Annotated in this window: 25 protein-coding genes; 15 read left to right on the top strand and 10 right to left on the bottom strand. The window is 69.8% G+C overall.

What is annotated here, in order from left to right; genetic code table 11:
* Positions 1-100: 100 nt before the first annotated feature.
* From hemG to E3T25_RS15175, 11 genes are all read left to right on the top strand, one after another.
* The gene (gene hemG / locus E3T25_RS15225) at positions 101-1,582 is read left to right on the top strand and encodes a protoporphyrinogen oxidase (RefSeq protein ID WP_134342524.1); all 1,482 of its coding nucleotides are present in this window, start codon (positions 101-103) and stop codon (positions 1,580-1,582) included.
* A gap of 88 nt (positions 1,583-1,670) precedes the next feature.
* Positions 1,671-2,003, top strand: a complete 333-nt coding sequence (locus E3T25_RS17030; protein ID WP_174720183.1) for a hypothetical protein — start codon at positions 1,671-1,673, stop codon at positions 2,001-2,003.
* Between the two features lie 31 nt (positions 2,004-2,034).
* Positions 2,035-2,451: a phage holin family protein gene (locus tag E3T25_RS15215; protein WP_166784747.1), complete on the top strand. Its 417-nt coding sequence runs from the start codon at positions 2,035-2,037 to the stop codon at positions 2,449-2,451.
* Positions 2,441-2,764, top strand: coding sequence for a DUF3618 domain-containing protein (locus E3T25_RS15210; RefSeq protein WP_104099939.1), 324 nt, complete (start codon positions 2,441-2,443; stop codon positions 2,762-2,764). Before E3T25_RS15215 ends, E3T25_RS15210 begins: the two co-directional genes overlap by 11 nt.
* Positions 2,765-2,833: 69 nt before the next feature.
* Positions 2,834-3,598 carry a hydrogen peroxide-dependent heme synthase gene (gene hemQ / locus E3T25_RS15205; RefSeq protein WP_104099938.1) on the top strand — a complete coding sequence of 255 codons (765 nt, stop codon included), beginning with the start codon at positions 2,834-2,836 and terminating at the stop codon, positions 3,596-3,598.
* A complete protein-coding gene (locus tag E3T25_RS15200) occupies positions 3,598-4,692 on the top strand; it encodes a ferrochelatase (RefSeq protein WP_104099937.1) in 1,095 nt (364 codons plus the stop codon). The genes hemQ and E3T25_RS15200 overlap by 1 nt, the downstream gene beginning before the upstream one ends.
* Positions 4,689-5,642 (top strand): hydroxymethylbilane synthase, encoded by a 954-nt coding sequence (gene hemC, locus E3T25_RS15195; RefSeq protein WP_104099936.1) that lies wholly within the window; start codon positions 4,689-4,691, stop codon positions 5,640-5,642. Before E3T25_RS15200 ends, hemC begins: the two co-directional genes overlap by 4 nt.
* A complete protein-coding gene (locus tag E3T25_RS15190) occupies positions 5,642-6,433 on the top strand; it encodes a uroporphyrinogen-III synthase (protein WP_134342572.1) in 792 nt (263 codons plus the stop codon). The genes hemC and E3T25_RS15190 overlap by 1 nt, the downstream gene beginning before the upstream one ends.
* A 43-nt stretch (positions 6,434-6,476) precedes the next feature.
* Positions 6,477-7,463 (top strand): porphobilinogen synthase, encoded by a 987-nt coding sequence (gene hemB, locus E3T25_RS15185; protein ID WP_370247314.1) that lies wholly within the window; start codon positions 6,477-6,479, stop codon positions 7,461-7,463.
* Positions 7,463-8,791, top strand: coding sequence for a glutamate-1-semialdehyde 2,1-aminomutase (gene hemL, locus E3T25_RS15180; protein WP_104099933.1), 1,329 nt, complete (start codon positions 7,463-7,465; stop codon positions 8,789-8,791). The genes hemB and hemL overlap by 1 nt, the downstream gene beginning before the upstream one ends.
* Before the next feature lie 88 nt (positions 8,792-8,879).
* Positions 8,880-9,230: a hypothetical protein gene (locus tag E3T25_RS15175; protein ID WP_104099932.1), complete on the top strand. Its 351-nt coding sequence runs from the start codon at positions 8,880-8,882 to the stop codon at positions 9,228-9,230.
* A gap of 187 nt (positions 9,231-9,417) precedes the next feature.
* Here E3T25_RS15175 and E3T25_RS15170 read toward each other — a convergent pair whose 3' ends face one another.
* The 5 genes from E3T25_RS15170 to trhO form a co-directional block, all read right to left on the bottom strand.
* Positions 9,418-10,434, bottom strand: a complete 1,017-nt coding sequence (locus tag E3T25_RS15170) for an MDR family oxidoreductase (RefSeq protein ID WP_134342528.1) — start codon at positions 10,432-10,434, stop codon at positions 9,418-9,420.
* A 34-nt stretch (positions 10,435-10,468) separates the two neighbouring features.
* Positions 10,469-11,311: an ABC transporter permease gene (locus E3T25_RS15165; protein ID WP_134342529.1), complete on the bottom strand. Its 843-nt coding sequence runs from the start codon at positions 11,309-11,311 to the stop codon at positions 10,469-10,471.
* Positions 11,308-12,228 carry an ABC transporter ATP-binding protein gene (locus E3T25_RS15160; protein ID WP_104099929.1) on the bottom strand — a complete coding sequence of 307 codons (921 nt, stop codon included), beginning with the start codon at positions 12,226-12,228 and terminating at the stop codon, positions 11,308-11,310. The genes E3T25_RS15165 and E3T25_RS15160 overlap by 4 nt, the downstream gene beginning before the upstream one ends.
* 84 nt (positions 12,229-12,312) lie before the next feature.
* Positions 12,313-13,527 (bottom strand): cysteine desulfurase-like protein, encoded by a 1,215-nt coding sequence (locus E3T25_RS15155; RefSeq protein ID WP_104099928.1) that lies wholly within the window; start codon positions 13,525-13,527, stop codon positions 12,313-12,315.
* Between the two features lie 79 nt (positions 13,528-13,606).
* Positions 13,607-14,533 (bottom strand): oxygen-dependent tRNA uridine(34) hydroxylase TrhO, encoded by a 927-nt coding sequence (trhO, locus tag E3T25_RS15150; protein ID WP_134375181.1) that lies wholly within the window; start codon positions 14,531-14,533, stop codon positions 13,607-13,609.
* Between the two features lie 119 nt (positions 14,534-14,652).
* Between trhO and E3T25_RS15145 the strand changes: the two genes are divergently transcribed.
* Together E3T25_RS15145 and E3T25_RS17575 are read left to right on the top strand one after the other, a co-directional pair.
* The gene (locus tag E3T25_RS15145) at positions 14,653-15,198 is read left to right on the top strand and encodes a YbhB/YbcL family Raf kinase inhibitor-like protein (RefSeq protein ID WP_104099926.1); all 546 of its coding nucleotides are present in this window, start codon (positions 14,653-14,655) and stop codon (positions 15,196-15,198) included.
* A gap of 17 nt (positions 15,199-15,215) precedes the next feature.
* Positions 15,216-15,596 (top strand): alpha/beta hydrolase, encoded by a 381-nt coding sequence (locus E3T25_RS17575; protein ID WP_241980914.1) that lies wholly within the window; start codon positions 15,216-15,218, stop codon positions 15,594-15,596.
* Between the two features lie 394 nt (positions 15,597-15,990).
* Here the strand turns inward: E3T25_RS17575 and E3T25_RS15135 are convergent, their stop codons facing one another.
* Positions 15,991-16,629 carry a LysE family translocator gene (locus E3T25_RS15135; protein ID WP_104099924.1) on the bottom strand — a complete coding sequence of 213 codons (639 nt, stop codon included), beginning with the start codon at positions 16,627-16,629 and terminating at the stop codon, positions 15,991-15,993.
* Between the two features lie 202 nt (positions 16,630-16,831).
* Between E3T25_RS15135 and E3T25_RS15130 the strand changes: the two genes are divergently transcribed.
* On the top strand, positions 16,832-17,395 hold the full coding sequence (locus E3T25_RS15130) for an acyl-CoA thioesterase (RefSeq protein WP_104099923.1): 564 nt from the start codon (positions 16,832-16,834) through the stop codon (positions 17,393-17,395).
* A gap of 263 nt (positions 17,396-17,658) precedes the next feature.
* Here the strand turns inward: E3T25_RS15130 and E3T25_RS15125 are convergent, their stop codons facing one another.
* The 4 genes from E3T25_RS15125 to E3T25_RS15110 all read right to left on the bottom strand — a co-directional run bounded on the left by E3T25_RS15125 (position 17,659) and on the right by E3T25_RS15110 (position 21,110).
* Positions 17,659-18,171, bottom strand: coding sequence for an SRPBCC family protein (locus E3T25_RS15125; RefSeq protein WP_104099922.1), 513 nt, complete (start codon positions 18,169-18,171; stop codon positions 17,659-17,661).
* A gap of 99 nt (positions 18,172-18,270) precedes the next feature.
* Positions 18,271-19,893 carry a phytoene desaturase family protein gene (locus E3T25_RS15120; RefSeq protein WP_134375179.1) on the bottom strand — a complete coding sequence of 541 codons (1,623 nt, stop codon included), beginning with the start codon at positions 19,891-19,893 and terminating at the stop codon, positions 18,271-18,273.
* A 71-nt stretch (positions 19,894-19,964) separates the two neighbouring features.
* On the bottom strand, positions 19,965-20,123 hold the full coding sequence (locus E3T25_RS15115; protein WP_134342534.1) for an META domain-containing protein: 159 nt from the start codon (positions 20,121-20,123) through the stop codon (positions 19,965-19,967).
* A gap of 72 nt (positions 20,124-20,195) precedes the next feature.
* On the bottom strand, positions 20,196-21,110 hold the full coding sequence (locus tag E3T25_RS15110) for a LysR family transcriptional regulator (RefSeq protein ID WP_104099920.1): 915 nt from the start codon (positions 21,108-21,110) through the stop codon (positions 20,196-20,198).
* A gap of 141 nt (positions 21,111-21,251) precedes the next feature.
* Between E3T25_RS15110 and E3T25_RS15105 the strand changes: the two genes are divergently transcribed.
* Complete coding sequence (locus E3T25_RS15105; RefSeq protein ID WP_134375177.1) at positions 21,252-24,872, top strand: proline dehydrogenase family protein; 3,621 nt, start codon at positions 21,252-21,254, stop codon at positions 24,870-24,872.
* The last annotated feature ends 138 nt before the right edge of the window (positions 24,873-25,010 follow it).

Here is a 25,010-nt window from a genome sequence, read left to right as displayed (position 1 = left end):
GCCGGCCCGGCCGCCGCCGGCCCGGCCGCCGCCGTCCCGGAAGCCCCGGCCGCCGCGCCGTCCGCGTCCTGACAATCGCACGCAGGCTCAGGGGGCGCGAATGAAAGACGTCATCGTCATCGGTGGAGGGGTGGCGGGCCTGATCGCCGCCCGAGCCTGCGCCCGGGTCGGACTCAGCGTGACCGTGCTCGAAGCCACCGGTGTGCCGGGCGGAGCACTCGGCAGCCACCAAGTGGCCGGCCTCACCCTCGACAGCGGTGCCGAGAGCTTCGCCGTGCGGCGCGACGCGGTGGCCGAGTTCATCGCCGACCTCGGTCTGTCCGACGAGGTTGTCGCGCCGAACCCCGCCGGCGCGTGGCTGCACCTGCCCGACGACCGCGTGCCGAATGGTTCGGTCAGTGTTCCGCTGCCCAAGGCCGGCGTGCTCGGCATCCCCGGTTCTCCGCTCGCCGACGACGTGCGCCGCGTGATCGGCTGGAGTGGCGCCTGGCGCGCCTACGCGGACCGGCTGATGCCGGTGTTGACGATCGGCCGGGAACACAGCCTGGGTGAACTCGTGCGCAAGCGCATGGGGCGCCGCGTGCTCGAACGGCTCGTCGAACCCGTGACCGCGGGGGTGTACTCGTCCGCGGCCGACGATCTCGAGATCGACGTCGTGGCCCCGGGCCTCAACTCCGCCCTCACGGTGACGGGTTCGCTCTCCGGGGCCGTGCTGTCGTTGCGCTCCGGCGCCCCGGCCGGCTCGAACGTGGCCGGGCTCCGGGGCGGCATGTTCCGGCTCGTGACCGCTCTGGTGGCCGACCTCGTGCACTTCGGCGCCGAGATCGTGACGGATGCCCCGGTCACCGCATTGCAGCGCTCCGGCACCGAGGACGCGCCCACCTGGACGGCCACCTGCGCGGCACCGGACACGGCGGCGGACGCAGACGCGCCGGCAGCCCCGGCGCCGGAGACCACCCTCGACGCCCACTTCGTGATCATCGCGACTCCAGGCGCGCAGGCGCTCGGCCTACTGGCCGGCCTGAGCCCGGCCCATGCGGCGCTCGCCGAACTCGACTGGCCGCAGCCGACGGCGATCGAGCTGGCCACGATCGTCATCGACGCCCCGGAGCTCGACCTGCACCCGCGCGGCACCGGCGTGCTGGTCGCGGCCGCGACCCCCGGGGTCACCGCCAAGGCGCTCACCCACGTGACCGCGAAGTGGGACTGGCTGGCCGAGGCCGCCGGACCGGGCCGACACGTCATCCGTCTGTCCTACGGTCGCGCCGGCCAGGACAGCCCCACCGCCGGTCTTCGCGATGACGAGCTCCTCGCGCTGTCCCTGGCGGACGCCCGCACGATCCTGGGCGTCGACCTCGACGCGACCGCCGTGCGCGGTTTCGCGCGCACGGTCTGGGGCGATGCCCTCTCGCCCGCGACCGTCGGCGCACCCGAGCGGGTCGATCAGGTGCGCGAGGTCGTGGCCGCCACCCCGGGACTCGAACTCACGGGTGCGTGGCTCGCCGGCACCGGCCTGGCCTCGGTGATCCCGGATGCCGTCGCCGCGGCCTCCCGCACCCGGCAGGAGGCCCTCGGCATCTGATCGCCGGGTCACCGGCCGTGCCGACCTGCTCTTATCCCTAATGGGGGATACTCTGAGGGATACGTGCACCTTGAGGAATGGAGTGACAATGCGGGGAAAGCTTCTGTTCATCACGGGTGGACTCGTCGGATACGTCCTCGGCGCGCGCGCCGGGCGCAAGCGCTACGACCAGATCGTGGCCGCGGCAGACAACGTATGGAACGCGCCGCCCGTTCAGCGCCGGGTGAACGAGGCTCGCGACTTCGCGCTCGAGCGGGTCGGGGATGTGCCGTCGGCACTCCTCGAGACCGGCAAGAAGATCGCCTCGGCCCTGCAGTCCAAGGCGTCCAAGACGTCCGGGACCAGTTACACCGTGCCGACGCCGGCGACCGCAGCGCCGACCGCACCGACGACGGTCGCCGACGACACCACCACGAAATAATCACCGCGACACTCCGAACGAAGGGGAAACTGTGAGAAACAGCGAATTCAACCCGAAGAGCCGGAAATCGACGTTCGACCTTCTCGGTGAGCTGCCCGGTCAGATCATCGCCCTGGTCAAGGCCGAACTCGACGCGGCTAAGGCGGAGTTCGCCGGTAAGGCCAAGAACATCGGGCTGGGCATCGGGCTCTTCGTCGGGGCGGCCCTGTTCGCGTTCTTCGCGGCTCTGGTGCTGGTCGCCCTCGCGGTCATCGCGCTCGCCCTCGTCCTGCCGCTCTGGCTCGCGACCCTGATCGTGGCGGTCGCCCTGTTGCTGCTCGCGCTCCTGTTGGGGCTGGTCGGCAGAAACCGGCTGCAGGCTGGAACGTCATCGGATCCGGACGGCGTGACGGAAAGCATCCGTCGCGACGTCGACGCCCTCAAGGGAGTTGGCAAATATGAGCACTGAAGTGAACACGACGACACATGAGGCCGTCCGCGGGAGCGTCGCAGCTGTCACGGTTGAGGCCGTTCCGCGCACCAAGACCGAGTTGCGCGCCGAGGCCGCCCGTGCCCGCGTCGAACTCGCGCAAACGCTCGACGCGATCGAGTACAGGCTCAACGTGCCGAGGCAGTTGCGCGTACGCTCGCGCCTGGCCAACGTGCGCCTGCGCGAACTCGGCGAGAAGAATCCCCTCGCACTGGCCGGCATCGTCCTGGGCGCGGCCACGGCCGCGGTGGGCGCCATCTGGCTCGGTGTCAGGGCCGTGCAGCGCCGCTGAGGTCAACGGAAGCCGGTACCCGACCGCGCAGTTTTGGCTCTCGCGGCAAAGGAGTAGAGACTAGTAGTTATGACTCACCCGGCTGCCGGAGAGGCAGTAAACCCACCTCACTCCACCACCTCTGCCGAGACCCACGGAACGACTGACGCGCCAGACGCGTCGCCGCAGGGTTTCACGCTCTTCGCTGTGCTGCGCAAAGATCCGAGCAACCCGGACGACCTCGACGGCCACGATGTGCCCCGAGCCGTCCTGGAGCTCGACGACGTCATCGGTCTCGTTGAGGCCGAGGGCGTCACCGTCCGCGGCTTCTACGACGTCTCCGGGCTGCGCGCCGACGCCGACGTGATGATCTGGACCCACGCACCGGAGGCCGAGACCCTGCAGTGGGCCCACCGCCAGCTGCGTCGTAGCCGCCTCCTCAAAAGCCTCCTGCCGACCTGGAACGCCATGGGCGTGCACCGCGACGCCGAGTTCAACAAGAGCCATGTGCCTGGGTTCCTGCGCGGAGTGGAGCCGAAGGGCTGGCTGACCCTCTACCCGTTCGTGCGCAGCTACGAGTGGTACCTGCTGCCGGAGGCCGAGCGCAGCGCCATGCTCGCCGACCACGGCCGCAAGGGCGCGGCCTTCCGCGGAGCCATCGCCAACACCGTCTCCTCGTTCGCCCTCGGCGACTATGAGTGGCTGCTGCCGATCGAAAGCGACGAGCTCACCGAACTCGTCGACCTGATGCGCGAACTGCGCAACACCGAGGCGCGCCGCCACGTGCGCGAAGAGGTCCCGTTCTACACCGGCCGCCGCATCTCGACGGCCGAACTGGTGGAGGTTCTGCAGTAATGACTACCTACGATGCCATCCTGCTCGCCGGCTTCGGCGGCCCCGAGGGTCAGGACGATGTGATCCCGTTCCTGCGCAACGTCACCGGCGGGCGCGGCATCCCCGAGGAGCGCCTCGAAGAGGTCGCCAAGCACTACCGCCACTTCGGCGGGGTCAGCCCGATCAACGACCAGAACCGTGTGCTTCGCGCCGCGCTCCAGGCCGAACTCGAACGCCGCGGCATCAACCTGCCCGTGCTCTGGGGCAACCGCAACTGGGCACCCTACCTGCGCGACACCATCAGCGAGGCCAACGACAACGGCCAGACCCGGCTCCTGGCCATCGCCACCAGCGCCTACAGCTCCTACTCCGGCTGCCGCCAGTACCGCGAGGACTTCGCGGCCGCGCTGACCGCGACCGGGCTGGAGGGCGTGGTGCACATCGACAAGGTGCGCCAGTTCTTCGACCACCCCGGATTCGTCACCCCGTTCGTGACCGCCCTCCAGAAGGGGCTCGCGGATGTCGTGGCCCAGGTCCCCGGAATCGACCTGGCCACCGAGGTCGAAATCCTGTTCTCGACCCACTCGATCCCGATGACCGACGCCAACAAGAGCGGCCCGGCCGAGCGCGGCTTCGGCGAGGGCGGCGCCTACGCGGCGCAGCACCTCGCCGTCGCCCAGAAGGTCATGGTCGGGGTGGACACCCCGTGGCAGCTGGTCTTCCAGTCCCGCAGCGGGCCGCCCACCATGCCGTGGCTCGAGCCCGACATCAACGACGCCATCGCGTTGCTGCCGGAGCGGGGCATCCGTGCCATCGTCATCGTGCCGCTCGGCTTCGTCAGTGACCACATGGAGGTCATGTGGGACCTCGACAACGAGGCCACCGAGACCGCCGGGGACCTCGGCCTGGTGTCCGTGCGGGTGCCGACGCCCGGCGTCGACCCGGCCTTCGTGAGCGGGCTCATCGACCTGGTTGAGGAGCGCATGAACGACACCCCCGCCGACGCTCGTCCGCACGAGACCGACCTCGGACCCTGGTACGACGTCTGCCGCCCCGGTTGCTGCGAGAACGTGCGCCTGGGCTTCAAGCCGGCCGTCGCCGGGATGGCTCCGTGAGCCTGATCCGCGTCGGAACCCGTGGCAGCGCGCTCGCCCTGGCGCAGACCACTGCGATTGCGAACCGCATCGCGACCGCGTCCGGCTCCGAGGTCGAAATCGTCACGGTCACGACGCACGGCGACACCTCCCGCGAGTCTCTGTCAAGCCTGGGCGGCACGGGCGTCTTCGCCAGCGCCCTGCGGGAGTCGCTCCTGGCCGAAGAATGCGACGTCGTCGTGCATTCCTTCAAGGATCTGCCGACGGCCGCCTACCCGGGCCTCCGAATCGGCGCCACCCCGAAGCGTGCGGATGCGCGCGACGTGCTGTGCGCCCGCGATGGGCTGAACCTGACCACGCTGCCCGAGGGCGCGCGAGTCGGCACAGGGTCACCGCGCCGGGCCGCCCAGCTGCGATCGCTGCGCCCGGACCTGGACGTCGTGGACATCCGTGGCAACGTGGAGACCCGTCTGAACCGTGTGGCCGAGGGCGACCTCGACGCCGTCGTGCTCGCCGCCGCGGGCCTCAGCCGGCTGGCGCTGCTCGAGTCCGTGGACGGCGAATACCTGGAACTGTCGGATTGGCCGACCGCTCCCGGCCAGGGCGCGCTCGCGCTCGAGGTGCGCGACGGCAAGCTCGACCGTACTCTCGCCACGGCCCTCACTGCGATCAATCACTCGACCAGCCAGACCACCGTCATGGCCGAGCGTCTGGTGCTGGAGCGGCTCGAAGCCGGCTGCGCCGCGCCCATCGGCGCCATGGCCGCGATCGACGACGGGCTCCTGTTCCTCACCGCCACGGTGTACAGCCCGGACGGCTCCCGCAGCGTCGTGAGCTCCCATGCCGCCACCCCCGACTCCCACTCCATTGCGCACCTGGCCGAAGCCGCGCAAGACGTGTCCAACCGTGTTTCGTTTGACCTGCTCGCCGGCGGCGCTGCCGACTTCGCCCCGATCAAGGTGACTTCGTGATGAACTCGCGTTACAAGACAAAAGCCAGCCTCGCCAAGCCGCTCACCGGCTGGCGGGTTCTCGTGCCGCGCGGCGGCCCGTGGGGCGACCACGTCGCCGCCGACCTGCGTTCCAAGGGCGCCCAGCCGATCGTGGCCCCCATGATCAACTTCGCCCCGACCGACGACGCCCCCGCGCTCGAGGCCGCCCTCGCACGCCTCGCGGCGGGCGACTTCGACTGGATGACCGTGACCAGCGCCACGACCGTTGACGTTCTGTCGTCGCACCGTGCCGTCGTGGCCGCGTCCACGCGCATCGCGGCGGTCGGCGAGACAACGGCCGCGGCCCTGATCGCGGCCGGTTACCGGGTCGACATCGTCCCCTCCGAAGACAACTCGGCCCGCGGACTCCTCGAGGAGTGGGAAACGGCCACCTCGGGCCAGGTGCCGCTGCGCATCCTCACTCTCCGCTCGGAAATCGCCAAGCCGCTGCTGACCGAGGGGCTGCGCCGGATCGGCCACGACGTCGAATCGGTCGTCGCATACCGCACCATCGGCGTCCCGGTCGACCAGCGCGTCGTCGCGGACGTCGCGGCCGGCACTGTCCAGGCCCTGCTCGTCACCTCCGGAAGCGTGGCGCAGCAGGTGCAGGACCAACTCGGGCCGATCCCCGAATCGACCGTGGTGGCCTGCATCGGGCCGCGCACGGCGCGGGATGCGGCGGCCATCGGCCTGCGCGTCGACGTCGTGGCCGACTCGCCCAGCGCCGAGTCCTTGATCCAGGCCCTGGTGCACGTCGCCCAATCCCGCTGACGGTTCGCGCACGCCCGGCCCGGCGACGTAGGGTTGACGGGTGATAAACCCCGTCATCCGCCCGCGACGGTTGCGCACCACTCCCGCGCTCCGTCGCCTGGCCAGCGAAATCCGTCTGCACCCCTCCGAATTGGTTCTTCCGATGTTCGTGCGGGAGGGCAGCGGCGACCCGATGCCGATCCAGTCGATGCCCGGGGTGGTTCAGCACACCATTGACAGCGCCCGGCGGGCGGTGACCGAGGCCGCGGGAGCGGGCATCGGCGGCGTCATGCTCTTCGGGGTGCCGACCGTGCGCGACGCCGTCGGCTCCGGGGCGACCGATCCCGACGGCATCCTCAACGCCGCCACCCGCGCGCTGGCCGACGAGGTCGGCGACGCCCTCGTCGTGCAGACCGACCTCTGCCTCGACGAGTTCACCGACCACGGCCACTGCGGATTGGTCGGCGCAGACGGCAGCGTCGACAACGATTCCACCCTCGAGCGCTACTGCGACATGGCGCTCGTGCAGGCGGCCTCCGGCTCGCAGCTGCTCGGCCTGAGCGGAATGATGGACGGCCAGGTTGCCGCCGTGCGCCAGGCGCTCGACCAGAACGGCTACGTCGATACGGCCGTGCTCGCCTACTCGGCCAAGTACGCCTCGGCGTTTTACGGTCCCTTCCGCGACGCGGTGGAGTCAACCCTCGACGGTGACCGGCGCAGCTACCAGCTCGACCCGGCGAACCGCCGGGAGGGCGTGCGCGAGGCCCGGCTCGACATCCAGGAGGGCGCCGACATCGTGATGGTGAAGCCCGCCGGCAGCTATCTCGACGTGCTCGCCGAGGTCGCCGCCGTCAGTGACGTTCCGGTCTGGGCTTACCAGGTATCCGGTGAATACGCGATGATTGAGGCCGCAGCCGCCCACGGCTGGATCGACCGCCGCCGGGCCGTCGAGGAGTCCGTGCTCAGCATCCGTCGCGCCGGAGCGGACGCCGTGCTCACCTACTGGGCGGTCGAACTGGCCACCTGGTTCAACGAAAGACAGGCCCGATGATGTCCCGCAACGACGATCTCTTCGCCCGCGCGCAGCGCGCCATCCCCGGCGGAGTGAACTCACCCGTTCGGGCCTTCCGGTCGGTCGGGGGTACCCCGCTGTTCCTGGTGAAAGCGAAGGGCGCCTATGTCACCGACTCGGACGGGCGTGAATACGTCGACCTGGTCAGCTCCTGGGGCCCGGCCATCCTCGGCCACGCCCACCCGGAGGTCGTGCAGGCGGTGCAGGATGCCGCCGCGCTCGGCCTGTCCTTCGGTGCCTCTACGCCCGGTGAGACCATCCTGGCCGAACTGATCGAGGAACGCGTCGGCGCGGTCGAGAAGCTGCGCCTGGTCTCGACCGGCACCGAGGCCACCATGACGGCCATCCGTCTGGCCCGCGGTTTCACCGGTCGCGACCTGCTGATCAAGTTCGCCGGGCATTACCACGGTCACTCGGACGGACTGCTGGCTCAGGCAGGGTCCGGCCTGGCCACGTTGGCCCTGCCCGGCTCGGCCGGGGTCACGGCAGCGACGGCCGCGCAGACCCTCGTGCTGCCGTACAACGACCTGGATGCCGTACGAGTCGCCTTCGAGGCGCACCCGGGCCGGATCGCCGCCGTGATCACCGAGGCGGCGGCGGCGAACATGGGTGTCGTGGCTCCCGACGCCGGCTTCAACGCCGCGCTCACCGCCCTCGCGCACGAGCAAGGCGCGCTCCTGATCATCGACGAGGTCCTCACCGGCTTCCGGGTGCATCCGGCCGGCTACTGGGGACTGGACACCGTGGGCCAGGGGCAGGCGGACTACACGCCGGACCTGTTCACCTACGGCAAGGTCATCGGCGGAGGCCTGCCGGTGGCGGCCCTCGGCGGTCGCGCCGACGTGATGGACTTCCTGGCTCCAAACGGCCCGGTCTATCAGGCCGGCACGCTCTCCGGGAACCCGGTGGCGGTCGCCGCCGGCATCGCCACCTTGCGGGCCCTGGACGAGAGCGTCTACGAGCGCATCGACGCCACCGCGCTGCTGCTCTCCGAGGCCGTCTCCGCCGCCTTCTCGGCCGAGGGCGTCGCGCACAGCGTGCAGCGGGCCGGCAACCTGTTCAGCTTCGTATTCGGTGCCGAAGCCGCCGCCAGCGCGCCTCGGAACTACGCTCAGGTGCAGCGCCAGGAGACGTTCCGCTACGGTCCGTTCTTCCACTCCATGCTGGATCAGGGCGTTTCGCTGCCGCCGTCCGTGTTCGAGGCCTGGTTCGTCTCCAACGCCCACGACGAGAGCGCGGTCGGCTGGATCCTTGACGCCCTCCCTGCCGCAGCGAAGGCCGCGGCCGCCGCGACCCCGCAGGTGTGACCCGCAGGTGTGACCCGTACACCCGGGAGTTATTCCTTTGTGAGGTTCCGACAGGTGGATTTCGTCCCGGAACAGGCAGACTAGACGCATGGCTTCCCTCCGCGTTCACCCTGACCGGCTTGAGATCCACCTCACGAAAGCGGAGAAGACCCTCGCCCTGCGGCGCGAGGACATCGTCGTACCGCGCGGGAACATCCGTTCGGTGACGATCACGGATGACCCGTGGATCTGGATCCGCGGGATCCGTTCTCCCGGGGTGGGCCTGCCGCTGGTGGTCGCGGTGGGCACCTGGAAGTTCCGCGGCGGCAAGGACTTCCTGGCGATCAAGCGCAAGCGCCAGGCGGTCGTGATCGACCTCATTGACGACGAGTTCTCCCGGGTGATCCTGACCACCAACCACGCCCCGGACCTGATCGCGTCGCTCAAGCTCGGCGGTTGACCGTCCCACTGGTCGAGCACGTCCGCTGTCGAACCGATTCGACGGAGATTTTACCGATTCCGGACTGAGACGGATGTTTAGGGCCTGTTTTGAGCAAAATCTCCGCTCCCCTGCTGTATCCGTCGAATTCGTTCGGGACGACGTTGAGCGGCAGCGGCAGCCGCAGCCGCAGCCTCGGAGTCGCGTGCTAGCGGCGCACGTCGACGACGGTTCGACCGTGCATGGTGCCCGCGAGGATGCCCGCGGCGGCATCGAAGCTCGCCTCCAGCGGGATCACCTGGGTGAGGTGGTCGAGCAGGCCCAGGTCGAGGTCCGAGGCGAGGCGCTGCCAGGCCTCCTCGCGCTGGGCGAGCGGAGCCTCGACCGAATTGATCCCGATCAGGCTGACGGCGCGCAGGATGAAGGGCATGACCGTGGCCGGAAGGTCGGCCCCCTGGGCCAGGCCGCAGGAGGTGACCACTCCGCCGTAGTTCGTCTGGGCGAGGACGTTGGCGAGGGTGGCGCTGCCGACCGAATCGACGGCCCCGGCCCAGCGCTGGCCCTGCAGCGGTTTGCCGGCCTCGCTGAGGGTGCGGCGATCGACGAGTTCGACGGCACCGAGCCCGCGCAGGTAGTCCCCGAGCTCATCGATGCGGCCGGTTGACGCGTGCACCTGGAAGCCGCGGGCGGCGAGCAGTGCCACGGCGACGCTGCCGACCCCGCCGGCAGCGCCGGTCACGAGCACGGCACCGGACTCCGGCGTGACCCCACCCCGTTCGAGGCCGAGCACGGACAGCATGGCGGTGAACCCGGCCGTGCCGATCGCGGCGGCCCGCACGGCGCTGATACCGTTCGGCAGCCGCACCAGGGAGCCCCCCGACACGCGGGCCCGTTCGGCCAACCCGCCGTGGTGCGTCTCGCTCAGACCGGCCCCGTTGAGGATGACCTGGTCTCCGGCCGACCAGCGCGGGTCGGCGCTCTGCTCGACCGTTCCGACCAGGTCGATCCCGGCGACCAGGGGCCAGGCGCGCACGACCCCGGGGCGGCCCATCAGGGCGAGCCCGTCCTTGTAGTTGATGCTTGAGTACTCGACCGCGATGGTGACGTCGCCGGCCATCAGGAAGCCGTCGTCAACCACGCGAATGGCCGCGCTCTGCGTCTTCCGGCCCTCGGCATTTTCGATGCGGTCGACGACGATGGCCCGGAACTCAGTCTCAATACCCATGCGTCGAGACTACGCGGGCGTTCGGGTCAGGTGTTCAGGTGACGTCGCGCTTCCAGCTGACCGCATAGCCGATCACGGTCGCGGCGAGCATGTAGGCCAGGAGGACGAGCCCGCCCTGCCACCACTCGAGCAGCGCCGCCGGGGTGCCTCCCGGCGCGGCGAGGGTGAAAAAGCTCGCGCCGACCAGGGCATCGGAGGCGGCCCCCGGCAGGTAGTTGCCGATCCCTCGCGTCACGTCGGTGAACAGGGATGCGAAGCGCAGCAGCGGTTCGACGAACTGGGTGAAGGCGAGCACGATGACGATCGACGCCACTTGGCTATGCACGAGCACGCCGAGGCCCACACCGATGGTCGACCAGATGGCCATGGCGAGCACCGTGCGGCCGATCAGCGCCCAGGTAGCGCTATCGGCCAGCAGCGGGTCGACGTCGAACGCGTTGATGACGAGCGCGCCGACGCCGACGGATGCGAGCAGCGCGACGACCCCGAAGACCGCGCCGACCACGAAGAGAGCGATCGTCTTGGCCCCGAGCACCTGGGCCCGCCGGGGATTGGCGAGGAACGTGGGGGTGAGGGTCTGGTGCCGGAATTCGCCCGTGGTGGCGAGGGCCCCGAGCAGAACCGGGAAGACATAGCCGACGGATGACGCGAAGCTGTAGATCAGGGGTGGGAGGCTGCCGAACCCGGCGAGTCCCTGGGATCCGGTACCGGCGGCATCCGGGCTGATCGCGCCGCTCTCGATCCCCGCGAACAGCGCCGAGAGGCCGCCGGCGAGCAGGGCGATATAACCGAACATGACCGCGGCGAGGACCCACCACAGGCGCGTTGTGCCGAGCTTGGCGAACTCGGCACCGAGGGCGCGGCTGAAGGACGTCATCGCGACTCGCCTCCGTTTCCGTTTGCGTGGCCGTTCACGAGGGCGAGGAATGCCTCCTCGAGCCCCTTCCTCTCCCGGTGCAAAGCGCTGAGTTCCACGCCGGCCGAGAACGCGATGTGGCCGATCAGGGCCGGGTCGGGCGCAGCGGCGAACAACCCGGTGCGCCCGGTGGAAAACTCGATGCCGGCCTGGCTGAGGGCGGCCTCAAGAGCAGTGCGGTCGGGGGAGTCGACCAGGATGCGCGGCGCCGCCTCGGTCTCGAGGCTCGACAGGGTGCCTCGGTGCACGAGGGCTCCGTCGGCGATGATGATCACGTCGTCGACGCTCTGCTGCACCTCGGAGAGCAGGTGGGAGCTGACCAGGACCGTGCGCCCCTCGTCGGCCATGGTGCGAAGGAAGCCGCGGATCCATTTGATCCCCTCCGGGTCGAGCCCGTTGATCGGCTCGTCCAACACGAGCACGCCGGGGTCGCCGAGCAGGGTGAAGGCCAGGCCGAGCCGCTGCCGCATGCCGAGCGAGAAGCCGCCGACACGCTGGGCGCCGTGTGCGCCGAGGCCGACCGTGTGCAGCACCGCGTCGATGCGGGCGGAGGGCAGCCCCGCCGCGATGGCGTAGACCGCCAGGTGGTTCCGGGCACTGCGGCCGGGATGGAAGCTGGCTGCCTCCAGGGCGGCCCCGACGGTCTGCAGCGGGCGCGGCAGGTCACGGTAGCGGATGCCGTCGATGGTGGCCGTGCCGGACGTGGGCGCGACCAGCCCGAGCAGCATGCGCAGCGTGGTGGTCTTTCCGGCGCCGTTGGGGCCGAGAAAGCCGGTGACCCGGCCGGGCTCCACGGTGAAGGACAGGTTGTCCACCGCGGTGACGTTGCCGAACGTCTTGGTGATGTTGCTGAACTCGATGACCGCGCCGACCGGCATCCGTTCCCCCTTCGTTGCTGGTAGTCCCGCGCTGATAGTCGATCTCTGGGATCTGGTTCCAGCCTAGGGGCGGAGACGACCGGGTCAGGTGACGCGGAGGAAGACGCTCAGTGCGGCGAGCAGCCGGGCCACCTCATCGACGGTGTTGTAGGGGGCGAGGCCGATCCGCAGGCCGCCACGGTCGCCGAGTCCGAGGTGCCGGGAGGCTTCGAGGGCGTAGAACGAGCCGGCGGGGGCGAGGATGCCCTGCTTGCACAGGTGGCGGGACGCATCCGCGGTGTCGTGGCCGGTGAACGTGACCAGCACGGTGGGTGTGCGCACGGCAGCCCTCGAGTGCAGTCGCGCCCCCGGCAGCTCCGCCAGGCCGGCCTCCAGTTTGCCGCGCAGGGTCTCCTCGTGGTGTTCGAGAGCCTGGGACGAGCGGATCAGGCGCTCCCGCCGAGAGGCCCCGGCCGGCGCGGCGTCGCCGAGGCCGGCGAGGAATTCGACGGCAGCCGTGACCCCCGCCATCGTCTCGTAGGGGAGCGTGCCCAGCTCGAAACGCTCGGGCACCTGGTCGCTCGAGGGCACCAGCTTGTCGGGATATATCGTTTCGAGCAGCGCGGGCGCGGAAGCGAGAATCCCGCAGTGCGGACCGAAGAACTTGTAGGCCGAGCAGACGAAGAAGTCCGCTCCCAGCGCCGCGACGTCCACCGACGCGTGCGGCGTGTAGTGCACGCCGTCGACGTAGAGGAGCGCGCCGACGGAATGTGCGAGCCGGGCGATCGCCGCCACGGGCGGGCGGGTGCCGATCAGGTTGGAGGCGGCGGTCACGGCTACCAGCCGGGTGCGCTCGCTGAGGACCGCGGCGATGTCCGGGACGCTCAGCTCACCGGTGGCCGGGTCGAAGTCCGCCCAACGCACCGTGGCGCCGGCCCGGTCGGCGGCCTGCATCCACGGGCGGATGTTCGCGTCGTGGTCGAGCCGGGTGACCACGACCTCGTCGCCCGGGCCCCATCCGGCGGACAGGGCGTTCGCCAGGTCGTAGGTCAGTTGCGTGGCGCTGCGTCCGTAGACGATTCCGCGTTCTTCGGCGCCGAGCAGATCCGCCATGGCGCTCCGGAACCCGGTGACGGCGTCCTCCGCGTTCTGCTGGGAGGTACTTCCGGTTCCCCGGATCGAGAGCGGACCGGTCAGCGTCGACGCGATCGCGGAACCGACCGCCAGGGGGGTCTGGGTGCCGCCCGGGCCGTCGAAGAAGGCCGTGCCGGTGGCGAGGGCGGGAAAGCTGGGTCGGATCGTCTGCGCATCAAAGGTCACAGTGCATCCAATCACAGCCCCGCCTCCTGCCCCTGGGAAGTAGCATGTCGGCATCTGCGAGAGGGCGCACCGCGGCCGGTCAGGCCCGGGTGTGCGCGTCAACGTGGGCGGTGGCGTGGGCCGCGCACGCCGGGGCCTTGGCAGCGACGCAGCCCGGGCAGACGACGAGCTGTTCCCGGCAGGAGGGATCTCGGCAGTTGAGCAGGTTCTTCGTCGGTTCACCGCACACCAAGCAGCGCCCGATCATGGCGGTATGGTCGCTGAAGTCCAGCGACATCCGCTGGTCGAAGACGTAGAGCGAACCGTTCCAGAGGCCGTCGTCGCCGAAGGCCTCGCCGTAGCGCACGACGCCGCCGTCAAGCTGGTAGACCTCGCCGAAGCCGCGCTCCTTCATCAGGGAACTGAGCACCTCGCAGCGGATGCCGCCGGTGCAGTAGGTGACGACGGGCTTGTCCTTGAGGTGGTCGTACGTGCCGCTCTCCAGCTCAGCCACGAACTCGCGGGTGTTGGCGACATCCGGCACGATCGCGTTTTGGAAGCGGCCGATCTCGGCCTCGAACGCGTTGCGGCCGTCAAAGAAAACGACCTCGTCGCCGCGCTCACCGACGAGGGCGTGCAGCTCGGCCGGGGAGAGCTTGGCGCCGCCGCCGATCACGCCGCCGGCGTCGACGCGCAACTCGCCGGGTGCGCCGAAGCTCACGATCTCATCCCGCACCTTCACGACCAGCCGGGGGAAGTCGAGGCTCAAACCCTGCTCATCGAGCCCGGTGCCCTCGCTCCACTTGACGTCGAGATTCTTGAACGGGGCGTAGTCCCGAGTCTTGCGCAGATAGCGCTTGATCGCGGGAAGGTCGCCGCCGACGGTGCCGTTGAGGCCGTCGGTGGAGATCAGGATTCGCCCGCGCAGGCCCAGCGATTCGCACAGGTCTCGCTGCCAGAGACGCACGGCCTCGGGGTCGGCCAGAGGGGTGAAGACGTAGTAGAGCAGGATCTTCGGAATAGCCACCGCGCCATTTTACCGAGTTCGCCGGCTTGTATTCGGCTGATATCCGGGTGGGTGCCTGGATGGGGGGCGCGGGCCGGGTGGCCGGCTGGCTAAGCTTCTGGCAACCAATTGGAGGCCCAATGGCCCAGAACGATCCTCTCGCCCGGTTCGGCGCTGTACCGCTATTCACGCTGACGAGCACGGACATGACCGACGGAGTGCCCCTCACCGCGGCGCAGTACGGCACCGGCTCCGGCGGCCGGAACCTGTCCCCGCACCTGGAGTGGTCGGGATTCCCGGCCGACACGAAGAGTTTCGCGGTGACCCTGTACGACCCGGACGCTCCGACCGGGTCCGGATTCTGGCATTGGGCGGTCGTCAACCTGCCGGCCGACTGCGTGGCCCTGCCCGCAGACGCCGGCGCTCCGGGCGGCCGGCTGCTGCCGAGGGGTGCCGTGACCCTGCCCAATGAAGGCCGTCAGTCGGCTTTCGTCGGCGCGAGCCCTCCGGCCGGCACCGGCACGCACCGGTACCAGTTCATCGTGCACGCGGTCGATGTGGCCCGGCTCGACATCGACCCGGACTCCACGCCGGCCGTGCTGGGGTTCAACCTGCACTTCCACACCCTGGCGCGCGCGGTGCTCGAGGCCACGGGTGTGCACGGAGGAGCCGCCCACAACCCCTGAGCTGAGGTCTTCCGAGGTTGTCCTCGGGCGACAAGGCGCCGCTGACGGAGTACGCGGCCAGCCAGGCGGTCGACGGCATGATCGTCGTCAACGCGAACTACCGGATGGCGACGCGCTTCCAGCTGAAGCACATGTTGGACGACGGCAACGAGGTGTTGCGCTGGGTGGCCCGCCACATCGAGGAGTTCGGCGGGGATCCCCACCGGATCGTGCTCGAACATCGCCGACATCTCGGTGATGTTCGAGCGCGGATTCGTGCTGAGCCTGAATCTTCTGCGGATGCTGCTGCCGGAGCGCGGCCGCGGGGTCGTGCTGCGTACCGCGGCCCGGTTCATGTCCCCGATCGAGTGGCTCGAGCGTGGGTTCCCGCCGGTGTTCGTGACCACCTCGGAGCGTGACCACTTCTACCGGGCGAACCTCAATTTCATCGCTGCGCTGCGCCGGCGCTCCATCGCGGTCGACGCGCTGATCTACGACCGGAAGCAGACCAACACGCGCCACACCTGGCAGCAGGACGCCGCACATCCGGAATCGCAAGAGGTCTACCGCCGCCTGGGTGCCTTCGTGCGCCGCGTCGCCGGGGTGCCGCTCGCGGCCGTCGCAACCGTCGCCGAGAACGTTCATGGCGCACCCTGTGGAAGCCGGCGCATGTTCTACGGTCCGCCAGCTTCCACCGGGTGCGCCGCGACGGATGCGGGCCGCAGAGAAACCTTCGGACATCGGCTCACCGGGTCCGACAGGCCCGACTTTCGGGGCCGATATCGGAACCGCGGTCGACCACCGGGGGCAAGGTCAGGCTTGGGCGCCCGTGGCGGCGAGCACGCCGCCGAGGCCGATCATCATGACGCCGCCGCCCGCGGAGAGGTGCTCCATGCGGCGGGGGGACGAGGCGAACCAATCGCGGGCCGAGCCTGCCGCGAGGGCCCACACGCTGTCGCCGAGCAGGGCAAGCAGCACGAACACAAGGCCCAGGGTCAGCAGCTGCAGCGGGACGGCCCCGGCCGAGTAGTCCACGAACTGGGGCAGCACGGCCACGAAGAACACGATCGACTTGGGGTTGCTGATCCCCACGACCGATCCCTCGGCCAGCAGGCGCCACTTCGTCTTCGGCACGCTGCTCAGACCGATGCTCCGGGCGGCCGCGTGCCGGTGCCGGATGGCCTGCACGCCGAGGTAGACGATGTACGCGGCACCGGCGAACTTGATCGTCGTGAACACCACGATCGACCCGGTCACGATTGCGCCGAGGCCCAGCGCGACGGCCGCGACCACCGGGATCAGCCCGAGGGCGTTGCCGAGCACGCTCAGCAGGCCGCCGAGGCGTCCGAGCGCCAGGGACCGCCCGATCACGAACAGCACGGTGGGTCCGGGCAGCACGATCAGGGCGACGGATGCCAGCGCGAACGTCAGCAGGTTGGGCAATGGGACCATATACGAAAGGTTAACCCGGCCGGGAGTCCGGGGCATCCGCTGTCGCGAGTGTGCCTGGTCCGGTCGAGAGTGACCCGCGGAACGGGCACGCTCAACCGGAGGCACTGTGGTAATCGTGCAGGTTCCGGTCGTGCGGGCCCGGATGCTTGTGGCTCGCGGCAGCAGAATGCGCCCCGGCACCGCCGGTGGCTAGCCTCTCAAGATGCACATGCTCTGGCGCACCCTCCTGCACTCCGTCCTCTCCCGCTTCGGCCCGCGCCTGGGCCACTACGACGTGGCCAGCACCCGGTTCATCACTTTGCCGACCGACCAGGACATCCTTCGGCATATGAACAACGGCGTATACCTGTCGATCATGGACATCGCCCGCTTCGATATGCTGCACCGTACCGGCATCTGGGCGATCTTCCTGAAGCGCGGCTGGTACCCGGTGGTGGTGTCGGAGACGATTAGTTTCCGCAAGTCGCTGACCCTCGGCCAGAAGTTCACGGTGGAGTCGCGCATCCTGGGCTTCGACGAGAAGGCCGTCTACGTGGAGCAGCGGTTCGTGCGGCCGGACGCCGACGGAACCCCGGAGATCTATGCGCAGGGCTTCATCCGCGGACGGTTCCTGAAGCGCAGCGGAGGGGTCGTGGGCATCGACGAGCTCGTCGACGCCGTGGGCGCGGTGCCCGAGGACGTGACGGTGCCGGCCTGGCTGCTCGAGTGGAGCGCGGATGTCGCGATGCCCGCCACCCGCGCCGCCGCGCCCAGCCACTGGACCTGAGTGGGAGCGCCACGCGCCGTGTCTGCCGTGTCAGCCGAGTCCGGGGTCCTGCGGCACCCCCACCCGTAGCCCGAACGAATTCGACGGAGATTCTGCCCGAATCAACCCGAATCAACCCGAAACAATACGGAAATGCAGTTTTACCCGAGAATCTCCGTCGAATTGGTTCGACGCCGGGCCTGGCGTGGCGCCTGTGCTGACCAGCGTCCACGCAGGGCGATCAGCTCTGATCCTCCGCGAGCGACACAACCAATCGATCAGGACTAGACGGTGGGTTCGGTGGCCTTCTTGGGCGGGATGAGCTCACTGTAGTACTCGACGTGGGGCTTGTAGTGGGTCCGGGCGGGTATCGGCTGGCCGGTGCGCGCCGCAACGAGACGGTCGAAGTAGTAGTCCCAGAACGGGCCGACGGTGGCGGCCTCCGCGGCGGAGTGCAGGCGCTGGCCGAAGGTGAGGGTGGTCATCCCCGCCCCCTCGACGAGGTGCAGAATCACGTGCCGGGCGGCGGCACCCTCACCGATGTCGGCGGTGAACCGCTTCGGCGGGATGCACTTGATAATGCTCACGTACTCCCACTCGGCATCCGCTTCGTCCAACTTGAATCGCACGGCGCCGGTCTCGGGAGCGCCCGTGTAGGTTCCGATCCAGCCGTGGAGACCGGCGGACCGGCTCACGCTCGCCCACACGTCGTCCTTCGACGCGCTGAAGAGCCGGTCGAGCATGAGGTACAGACCGTCTTCGCGATAGGCAAGGCGTCCGGTTGGCTTGAATGACATGCGAACCTCCACGGTGAGTGAGGCACGGGCCTCAGTACAAAACTATGCCCTTCTCCGGGCGGGGATCAACAGCCACGCCCTCCGGCCGGGACCCGGCGCCTACCCCTCGAGCACCGCCATCGCCGCATTGTGACCGCCGATGCCGCTGACGCCGCCGCCGCGTCTGGCGCCCGCCCCACAGATCAGAATCCGCGGATGCTCCGTCGCCACCCCCCAACGCTCGGCCGCGGTGGATCGCGGCGCGTCGTCCTCGAGGAACGGCCATTCCAGAGGACCGTGGAAGATGTTGCCGCCGGGGAGGTTGAGGGCGTGCTCCAGGTCGAGCGTGGTCTTCGTCTCGATGCAGGGCCGGCCGGCGGCATCGCTCAGCAAGAGGTCCTCGATGGGTTCGGCCAGAACGGAATTCAGCGACGCCAGAACGGCGGCTTGCAGCCGGTCGCGGCTGACGTCGTTGTTCTCCTCGGTGAGCCAGCGGTGCGGGGCGTGCAGCGCGAACACCGTGAGGGTCTGCGCGCCGGCGGCGACGAGCTCGGGGGAGAGGATGCTCGGGTCGCTGAGCGAGTGGCAGTAGATCTCGCAGGGCAGCAGCTCGGGGAAGCCGTCGTGGTCGGCCTGGTCGTAGGCGCTCTCCAGCTGGGTCAGGGTCTCGTTGATGTGGAAGGTGCCGCCGAACGCGGCCTCGGGGGACACGTCCTCGTCGCGCAGCAGCGGCAGTCGGCGGAGCAGCAGGTTCACCTTGACCTGCGCGCCCTCCGGTTTGGCGTCGGGCCCCGCGCTCGGCCCGGCACTCGGGCCGGCACCCGGCTCGACGTCGGGGCGCACGGATGCCGGCGCGGCCTCGCCGAGGAGACCCCGCAGCACCCACGGGGCGACGTTGGCGAGCACGTGCCGGCCCTGAACGACCCGCAGGGCGCCGCCGTGCCGGTAGCTCACCTCGCCCTCCGGCGTGACGCCGGTGACCTCGGCCTCCGTCACGATCCGGGCGCCGGCCTGCCGGGCGGCCTTCTCCAGCTCGCCGGAGACGGCGCCCATGCCGCCGACCGGCACGTCCCAGTCCCCGGTCCCGTTGCCGATGACGTGGTACAGGAAGCAGCGGTTCGCGTCGAGCTCCGCGCTGTCCAGCGACGTGAAGGTGCCGATCAGGCCGTCGGTGGCGACCACCCCGCGCACGAGGTCGTTCTGGAAGCGATCACGGAGCGCGCCGCCGAGCGGCCGCTCGAAGAACTGCTCCCAAAGCATGTCGTCTCCGAGCAGGGTCCTGGCCTCCGAGCGCGTGGGCAGCGGCTCGCAGACGGTGGGGAAGAGCGCCCGGGCAACGCTCTCCGTGTCACGGTAGAAGGCATTCCAGGCAGAAAAATCGACGGCCGCGCCGACCCGGTCGAAGCTGGCGCGGGTGGCCGGCTCGTCGCCGCGGTCGACCAGGAGTCCGGTTCGGGTGTCGGCCGGATCGGGGGTGTACGAGGAGTACCGGCGCCGGGCCAGCCCGATCTCGAGACCGAGCTCGTCGATGATTCGCTGCGGCAGCAGGCTGACCAGGTAGGAGTAGCGCGAGAGCCGCGCGTCGACGCCGGGGAAGGCCGGGGCGGAGATGGCCGCGCCTCCGACGTGTTCGCCTTGCTCGAGTAGGAGAACGCTTTTGCCGGCCAGGGCCAGATAGGTGGCGGCCGTCAGGCCGTTGTGTCCGCCGCCGATGATCACGACATCGTGTGTGGGTTCGCTCATGCACCGAGACTACTCAGGAACCGAGTCCAGCCCGGGGCGTCGGGCCCGCGCAGCTTGCCCGCCCGGCCGGGTCAGTCGGCACGTGCGAGCGTGCCGAGCTCGACGGCGTCGCCGCTCATCGACCAGGTGCCGACGAGCCGGTTGCAGCCGTCGGTGCCGGTGGAGCATCCGGTCAGGCCCAGCGCGAGGGCGACGGCGGCGAAGGCGAGCACAGCGGTTGGCTTCGTCATGGTGGGGCTCCGTTCACGGGTGTCGACGCGAGCCGCCGGACGCGCCCGTTCAACGATCAAAGCCGGGGAAGGTCAGCCTGTCACCGGGGCGGCGACCAGTTCCACGGCGCGGGCCAGGGCGTCGCGCACGGCGAGCACGCCCGGTCGGCTGGCACTCGAGCGCCGGGCCGAGGAGAAGACGGTGCGGAGCGGCCCGCCGGGCAGCTCGACACCGCGAACGGTCGGCATCTTCCCGGCCCAGATCAGGTCCGGCAGGATGCCGACGGCATTGCCGGATTCGATCAGGCGGATGTGCGCGATCAGGTCGGCCGTCTCGAACCTCACGTCGGGCTCGAATCCCGCCGACCGGCAGAGCTGGGTCGCCCAGTGCCGTGAGGCGGTTCCCTCCGGCTCCATCACCCAGGGCAGATCGGCGGCGTCGGCGAGCGACGCTGCCGCCGCGCGGCCGCCGCGCGAGGGCGGAACGGCCAGCCGGAGCGCATCCGTCGCCAGGTTCACACGGTCCAGGTCAGGCCAGTGCACCCGGGTGTGCCCGGGATACTGTTCGGCGAGCACGAGGTCGAAATCGCGCGCAGACACCTCGAACAGGCCGCGCTCCGGCTCGCGCTCGGTGACCTCGACCCGCAGTTCGGGGAACTCCTCGGCGAGCAACGTGAGGGCCTGAGGGATGAGGGCGTGCGCCGCGGACTGGAACAGGGCCACGCGCACCGTGCCGGACACGGTCGTCAGCGACGCGGTCATCTCCGCCTCGGCCAGTTCCAGCCGTTCGAGCAGGTAGGTCGTGTGCAGCACCAGAACCTCGGCCTGCGGGGTGAGCCGCACCCGGCGCCCGACCTTCTGCAACAGGGAAACCCCGGCCTCTTTCTCCAGTAGCGCGAGCTGCTGCGACACGGCGGACGGGCTGTAAGCGAGGGCCTCGGCGACTCCCGCCAGGGTGCCGCGGATCTTGAGCTCGTGCAGCAGACGCAGTCGGCGCACATCCAGCATCCGTCACCCTCCTCGATCGTCTCAATACTGATCATAAATGCTAATCAATATCGATCATAAAGATTCGCTTTTGCTAAAGGAACGAAAACCTCACACTGAGATCAGCCGTCCGCCGTGAACGAAAGAACTAGCCTCGTGACCATGACCAACTCCACTCCATCCGTGCAGCACGATCTCAGCGCCGATGTGGTCGCCCTCGTGCAGAAGTGGCTCGCCGAGAGCGCCACGATCCCCGCCGACCTGTCGGCCCAGCGCCTCGCCGGCGTGCTGAAAGACCCGAACGGGCTCGACTTCACCGTGGGCTTCGTCGACGGCGTCATGCGCCCGGAAGACCTCATGGTCGCCGGCTACAACCTGCAGAAGGTTGCGAAACAGGCGCCCGGCTTCCTGCCCTCCTACCTGCGCGGGGCCATCGGCCTCGGCGGCGTGCTCGGCCCGGTGGTGCCCTGGGTGGTCATCCCCGCCGCGCGGAAGGTGCTGCGCCAGATGGTCGGGCACCTGGTCGTGGACGCCACGCCCGAGAAGCTCGGTCCGGCGATCGCCCACCTGCGCGAGTCCGGCAACCGGCTCAACATCAACCTGCTCGGCGAGGCCGTGCTCGGGGAGAAGGAGGCGCTGCGCCGCCTCGAGGGAACCCGCGCCCTGCTGGCCCGCGACGACGTGGACTACGTCTCGATCAAGGTCTCCTCCATCGCCAGCCAACTGTCGATGTGGTCCTTCGACGAGGCCGTCGACCGCGTCGTCGAACGCCTGACCCCGCTCTACGAGCTGGCGGCGGGGGGCGGTTCGACCACCGGGGGCGGCTCCACCACCGGGGCCAAGTTCATCAACCTCGACATGGAAGAGTACCGCGACCTCGACCTCACCATCGCGGTGTTCGAGCGCATCCTCGACCAGCCTCAGCTGCTGCACTTGGAGGCCGGCATCGTGCTGCAGGCCTATCTGCCCGACGCCCTCGGGGCCCTGCAGGGTCTTACCCACTGGGCGCAGGGCCGCCGGGCCGCGGGCGGAGCCCCGATCAAGGTGCGCGTCGTCAAGGGCGCCAACCTGGCCATGGAACACGTCGACTCGGCCGTGCACGACTGGCCGCTGGCGACCTACTCCACCAAGCAGGACAGTGACACGAACTACAAGCGCGTGCTCGACTGGGCCTTCACCCCGCAGAACACGGATGCCGTCAAGATCGGCGTCGCCGGCCACAACCTCTTCGACGTGGCCTGGGCCCACCTCCTGGCCACGAAGCGCGGCGTGGACGACCGGGTCGAGTTCGAGATGCTGCTGGGCATGGCCACCAGCCAGGCCGAGGCCGTGAGCCGCGACGTCGGCCGCCTCCTGCTCTACACGCCCGTCGTGAACCCGGCCGAATTCGACGTGGCCATCAGCTACCTGATCCGCCGCCTCGAGGAGAACGCCAGCCAGGACAACTTCATGTCGGCGGTGTTCGAGCTGACGAGTTCCCCGCAGCTCTTCGACCGCGAGAAGGAGCGGTTCCTGGCCTCTCTCGCGGGCCTCGACGCGGTCGTCCCACAGCCGAACCGCCGCCAGGACCGTACCCAGGTCACCCAGCTCGATGCAGCCGGCCGCGGCGAGGTACCCGCAAGCGAATCCGGCGATGACGAGGATGAATTCGGCGACGAGTCCGGCGTCGGGCTCACCGCAGCCGTGCTCGGGCTCACCCGCGGCTCGGTCGAGAGCCTGCCGCACCCCGGTTTCCACAACGAACCCGACACAGACCCGTCCCTGCCCGCGAACCGGGCCTGGGGTCGTCACATCCTGAGCCGGGTCGAGACCTCCACGCTCGGGCTGGACGCCATCCGTGACGCCCGGGTCAGCGACCCGGCCGAGCTGGACCGCCTGATTGAGGCCGCGGCGGCCTGCGGCGCCGCCTGGGGGCAGCGCACCGGAGCGGAGCGCGCCGCAGTGCTTCACCGGGCCGGGCTCGCGCTCGCCGCGAACCGCGACCGCCTGATCGAGGTGATGGCCGCCGAAACCGGTAAGACCATCGCCGAGGGTGACCCCGAGGTCAGCGAGGCGATCGACTTCGCCCACTACTACGCCGAACGGGCCCGCGACCTCGACGCCGTGCAGGGCGCGATCTTCGTGCCCTCGAAGCTGACCGTGGTCACCCCGCCGTGGAATTTCCCGGTAGCCATCTCCGCCGGCGGCGTGCTCGCCGCCCTCGCGGCCGGCTCCGGCGTCATCGTCAAGCCCGCCAAGCTCGCCCAGCGTTCCGGCGCGGTCATGGTCGAGGCGCTCTGGGAAGCCGGCGTGCCGCGCGACCTGCTCGTGCTCGTGGACCTCGCCGACCGGGAACTGGGTACCCGCCTGATCTCGCACCCGGCCGTCGACCGCGTCATCCTGACCGGGGGCTACGAGACCGCGCAGCTGTTCCGCAGCTTCCGCGAGGACCTGCCCCTCCTGGCCGAGACAAGCGGCAAGAACGCCATCATCGTCACTCCCTCCGCCGACCTCGACCTCGCCGCCGCCGATGTCATCAAGAGCGCCTTCGGGCACGCCGGGCAGAAGTGCTCGGCCGCGAGCCTGGTCATCCTGGTCGGATCGGTCGCCAAATCGGAGCGCTTCATCAGTCAGTTGACGGATGCCGCGACCTCCCTGCGCGTCGGCCGCCCCTCCGACCCGGTCACCCAGATGGGCCCCATCATCGAGCCGGCCGAGGGCAAGCTGCGCCACGCCCTCACCACCCTCGGCGTCGGCGAAAAGTGGCTGGTCGAGCCCCAGCAGCTCGACGAGTCCGGCACCCTCTGGTCGCCGGGCATCCGCACTGGGGTGCTGCCCGGCTCCTACGTGCACCTGACCGAGTTCTTCGGGCCCGTGCTCGGAGTGATGCACGCCCGCAACCTGGCGGAAGCCATCCGTTTCCAGAACGCGGTCGACTACGGCCTCACCTCGGGGCTGCACTCGCTCGACCCGGCCGAGCTGACCGAATGGCTGGACACGATCGAGGCCGGCAACCTCTACGTGAATCGTGGCATCACCGGCGCGATCGTGCAGCGCCAGCCCTTCGGCGGCTGGAAGCGCTCGGCCGTGGGACCGGGCACCAAGGCCGGCGGCCCGAACTACCTGTACGGGTTCGGCAGCTGGGTGAGCGAAGCCGGCCGCAACAGCTCGACGCTCCACCTGCGCGGCCTCGACCAAACCGTCACCGCCCTGATAGAGGCGGCGCAGACCGTGCTCGACTACGCGGACTTCGACGTGCTGCGCCGGTCGGCGCTGAGTGACGCGCTGGCCTGGCGCGACGAGTTCGGCGCGGTCAGGGACGTCTCAGACCTCGGTCTCGAACGCAACCTGTTCCGCTACCGCCCGCTGCCCGTCACCGTGCGCCTGACCGAGGCCGGGACCCTCGCCGACCTGCTGCGCGTGATCATTGCCGCGACCCTGTCGACGGCGTCGTTCGAGGTCTCCAGCGCCATCCCGGTGCCGCCGATGGTGCGCAACGTGCTCGCCGAGCGCGAGATCGCGGTCTCGGTCGAGAGCGACGACGAATGGCTGCAGCGGGCCGAGGCCGGTGGCATCCGCACCAGCCGGGTGCGCCTGATCGGCGGGGACCGCCTGACAGGGGCGCAGGCGGAGGCCTCCCGCCTGGCCCACGCGCTCGGCGGCAGCCCGGACATCGCGGTGTACGCACACCCCGTCACCCAGGCCGGCCGGGTCGAGCTGCTCCCGTTCCTGCGCGAGCAGGCGATTTCGATCACGGCGCACCGCTTCGGCAACCCGAGCACACTCTCCGAGGGGATCATCTAGGGGCCGGGCTGCGTTCCGTGCGACGGCGGCCGACCACAAGGCTAAAATAGGCCTTTGGTGGCCGCAGTCTGCGGTCGACTGCACCAGCAGGAGTGCGGACAACGATCAGGCTTCTGGTGCACAATGATCGAGGCGCGG

This window comes from Cryobacterium sandaracinum, from assembly GCF_004403415.1.
Lineage (GTDB): Bacteria > Actinomycetota > Actinomycetes > Actinomycetales > Microbacteriaceae > Cryobacterium > Cryobacterium sandaracinum.
Note: the sequence above shows the minus strand (reverse complement) of the source record. Positions and strands in the feature narration are given on the sequence as shown.